Origin of the sequence: Kitasatospora sp. NPDC001539 (assembly GCF_040298565.1) — a bacterium.
In the GTDB taxonomy this organism is placed as follows: domain Bacteria; phylum Actinomycetota; class Actinomycetes; order Streptomycetales; family Streptomycetaceae; genus Kitasatospora.
Window position 1 is genome coordinate 1 of sequence record NZ_JBEPAK010000419.1, and the last position, 3,361, is coordinate 3,361.

6 protein-coding genes are annotated in these 3,361 nt (G+C 72.4%); 5 read left to right on the plus strand and 1 reads right to left on the minus strand.

The window, feature by feature from the left end:
- Positions 1-116 precede the first annotated feature (116 nt).
- The gene (locus tag ABT247_RS32680; RefSeq protein ID WP_350750107.1) at positions 117-389 is read left to right on the plus strand and encodes a chaplin; all 273 of its coding nucleotides are present in this window, start codon (positions 117-119) and stop codon (positions 387-389) included.
- 119 nt (positions 390-508) lie between these two features.
- Entirely contained in the window at positions 509-889 is a 381-nt protein-coding gene (locus ABT247_RS32685; RefSeq protein WP_350750109.1) for a hypothetical protein, read from the plus strand.
- Between the two features lie 79 nt (positions 890-968).
- Here ABT247_RS32685 and ABT247_RS32690 read toward each other — a convergent pair whose 3' ends face one another.
- A complete protein-coding gene (locus ABT247_RS32690) occupies positions 969-1,685 on the minus strand; it encodes a hypothetical protein (RefSeq protein ID WP_350750111.1) in 717 nt (238 codons plus the stop codon).
- Positions 1,686-1,999: 314 nt separating this feature from the next.
- Between ABT247_RS32690 and ABT247_RS32695 the strand changes: the two genes are divergently transcribed.
- From ABT247_RS32695 to ABT247_RS32705, 3 genes are all read left to right on the plus strand, one after another.
- Positions 2,000-2,344: a rodlet layer protein gene (locus ABT247_RS32695; protein WP_350750113.1), complete on the plus strand. Its 345-nt coding sequence runs from the start codon at positions 2,000-2,002 to the stop codon at positions 2,342-2,344.
- Between the two features lie 86 nt (positions 2,345-2,430).
- A complete protein-coding gene (locus ABT247_RS32700; RefSeq protein ID WP_350750115.1) occupies positions 2,431-2,775 on the plus strand; it encodes a rodlet layer protein in 345 nt (114 codons plus the stop codon).
- Positions 2,776-2,989: 214 nt separating this feature from the next.
- On the plus strand, positions 2,990-3,256 hold the full coding sequence (locus tag ABT247_RS32705) for a hypothetical protein (protein ID WP_350750116.1): 267 nt from the start codon (positions 2,990-2,992) through the stop codon (positions 3,254-3,256).
- Positions 3,257-3,361 lie beyond the last annotated feature (105 nt).

Genomic DNA, 3,361 nt, shown 5'->3' on the forward strand with positions numbered 1-3,361 from the left:
GGCCGTACGAGGCGCCGGAGAGCGCGTTGCCGACGATGTCGCGCACGCCGTTGGCGGCCCCGCAGTACCGGGGCGCGGCACGCTCCACCCGTGTGTGATCGAGGAGATCAACCCCCATGCAGAACGTGAAGAAGGCCGCCGTCCTCTCCGCCGCCGCTGCCGGCCTGGTGCTGGGCGCGGCGGGCTCCGCCGCCGCGAGCGCGGGCGCCGAGGGCGTGGCCGCCGGCTCCCCCGGTGTCATCTCCGGCAACCAGATCCAGGTGCCGATCCACATCCCGCTCAACCTGTGCGGCAACTCCGTCGACGTGATCGGCGCCCTGAACCCGGCGTTCGGCAACAGCTGCGCGAACGTCGAGATGCACCCGAAGCACTCGGACGACGACTGCTGATCCCCGATCGGCACGTGTTCCGGCCGAACTGCCCCCCGACCAGCCGGCCGGGGGGCAGTTCGGCATCTCCGGGCGGCTTCCGGCCGTCCGGGAAACCGATCCACCGAAGGGTGATCCGCATGGTTTCGATGAAGAGCGGCGCGGGTGTGGCTGCCGCCGTGGGTGCCGCGGTGCTGCTCGGCGCCGGTTCGGCGCAGGCCGCGCCCGCGGCGGGGCAGGCCCCCTCGGGCGGCCCGGCCACGCTGGCCAGGACCGACGTCGGGCAGGCGTTGAGCGGGACGACGGCCGGCCTCGGCTACGGTGTGGCGCCGATCAAGAGCCTGCGCCTGGACCCGTGGGCCAACTCCTCGGCCGACGTGCTCAACAACGGCGCGACCGTCCAGCCGGACCAGGGCCTGGCCCCGGTGGGCACCGGCACGCTGACCGGTCCGCTGAGCGCGGGCGGCGGCATCAAGGACCTCCCGCTGGCCGGCGGCCTGACCGGGATCCTGCCGGGCTGACCCGGCCCGGGCACGACGGAGCCCGGCACCCCTCCCACCGACGGGGTGCCGGGCTCCGCCGCGTCCGGAGCCGTTCGGCTCAGAGCCGGGTCAGGTCGGCCAGCCCGGCCACGCCGCTCTGCCGCACCACGCCGGTGGCGGCGGAGGTGGCGGTGCCGGTCAGGTCCGTCTGCTGGAGCACGCCGGTGGTGGTCGCGGTGGCGGTGTCGGCCAGGTCGTTCACCTCGTCGGTGACGGAGAGCCGGCTCTCGTCGCCACCGAGGCTGGCGGTGGCCCCGGGGACGGCCTGCACGGCGCCGGGCACCAGGCGCGGGTCCACCTCGCCCACCTTGAGCCGGCCGTCGGCCAGCTGGCCGGTGCCGTCCTGGACCAGCGCCAGCGGCTTGCCGACGTCCAGGCCGGGGGTCTTGGCCTGCAGCGGCGCGGCCGGGGCCTCCAGGAGCACCTCGCCGAGGTCGGCGCTCTGGTCGACCAGCGGCAGCGGCAGCTGGGCCTTGGCGCTCGGCCCGACCTTGCCGGTGCCGAGCTGGGGCACCAGGTGGGCCGGGATCAGCCCGTTGTCGGTGGTCCGGCCGGGCACGGGCGGCATCACCAGCGAGGTCGGGATGCCGGCCTGGAGGTGGCTGCCCAGCGGAGTGAGCGGCACGTCCGCGGGGACCTGCTGGGTGGCCAGCTTGTCCTCCAGGGCTCCGACCTGGTCGGGGCTGACCGGGGCGGCCGAGGCCGCTCCCTGGGACGCGAGCATGCCCGCACCGACCGCCAGCAGCATCGCGCCGGCCCGCTTGGAGAACTTCATGCTTTTCACCGTTCTGCCTGTCCGTACTGGAGACGTACTGGAGATCTATGAGGGAGGGCTGCGGAGGGCGCAGCCGGAAAGCAATCTGTCTCAACGAGTGACCGTGAGTTCGGATTGCGGGCGTTAACCGGTTCGGCCTAATAATGCGACCGGAAACCACTCCCGGACGCGCCTCACGGACTCTTTTCAAAAATCCCCGTAACCTTCCGTGCCGTCATTCTTTGATCTGGACGTCAGTGACTGCAGACCGGGTCTGAGCGTTCTACGCGTTGCTACGCACGGAAACCGAAAGCATTTCAGAGAGGGATCTCCCCATGATCCAGAAGTCCTTCGCCGCCGCCGGCCTGGCCGTCGCCGCGCTGGCCGGTGCCGCCGCGCCCGCCTCGGCCATCGGGGACGCGGACGGCGCCGCAGCCTCGATCGAGGGCAACGGCGGCTCCAACTTCACCGGGACGGTCGGGAACAACAGCCCGAACTTCCACTTCCTGGACAACGCGAACGTCTGCCTCCCCGAGATCCACAACATCGCGGTCGCGGTGCTCGGTGTGGCCGTCCCGGTCGAGGTCCCGATCGCCAACAGCGGTGGCAAGCAGTACTGCACCCAGGGCATGGGCACCCAGAGCCACGGCGACGCGGGCGTGTCCCACCTGGTCGGCTGACCGCTTCCCGCACAGCCCCCCGCACCACCACCCCCTGAACCACCCTCGAATCGCTCCCCGATTCACCCTTGAGAGGAAAACCGGAAATGATCAAGAAGTCCCTCGCCGCCGCCGGTCTGGCCGCCGCCGCCATCGCGATGTCCGCCGGCTCGGCTTCCGCCATCGCCGACTCGGACGGCGCCGCCACCTCCGTCCAGGGCAACGGCGGCACCAACCAGACCGGCACCCACGGCAACGCCAGCCCGAACTTCCACACCCTGGACAACGCGAACATCTGCCTGCCGGAGATCCACAACATCGCCGTCGCCGTCATCGGCGTCGCGGTTCCGGTCGAGGTGCCGGTCCTGAACAGCACCCCGAAGCAGATCTGCAACGTCGGCCAGAACACCCAGTCCGCGGGCGACGCGGGTGTCTCGCACCTGATCGGCTGATCGAGGGGCACGGCACGGACGGAGGGCCCGGGGAGGAAGGTCTCCCCGGGCCCTCCGGGCTTGTGGGCCGAGGACTCCGGCCGGGCCGACGTCCGGCCGGGTGACCATCCGGCCGGTCCGGCGCGTGGGGCGCCGGAACGGGCGGAGAACACGATGTGATCACCAGTCAGAGGACGAGCGCCCGCAGGGGCGCTCCCACAGAGAGGGCAGATCCATGAAGAGCAAGCTGACCAAGGCCGCCCTGACCGCCGCCGCCGCGCTGGCGCTCGCGGGTGCCGCCACCCCGGCGTTCGCGCACGTCGGCCTGGAGGGCGGCGGCGGCATCGTCGCCTCGGCCGACCAGCCGTTCCTGGCCGGCGGCGGCTTCGGCGTCGCCCACACCTCCGACGTCATCGCCGGCGGTTTCGGCGGCGGCGCCGCCACGGCCACCGACCTGGTCGGCGGCGGCGAGGGCTTCGCGCACATCAAGGGCTGGAAGTAGCGGAACCCGGAAGGCCGGGCTGGGTCGAGGGCCGCCGTTCGATCCGCGAGTTCGGCGCCGCGCCGTTCACCGCGGAGCAGCTCGGCGAGTTCCTGCACCGAACCG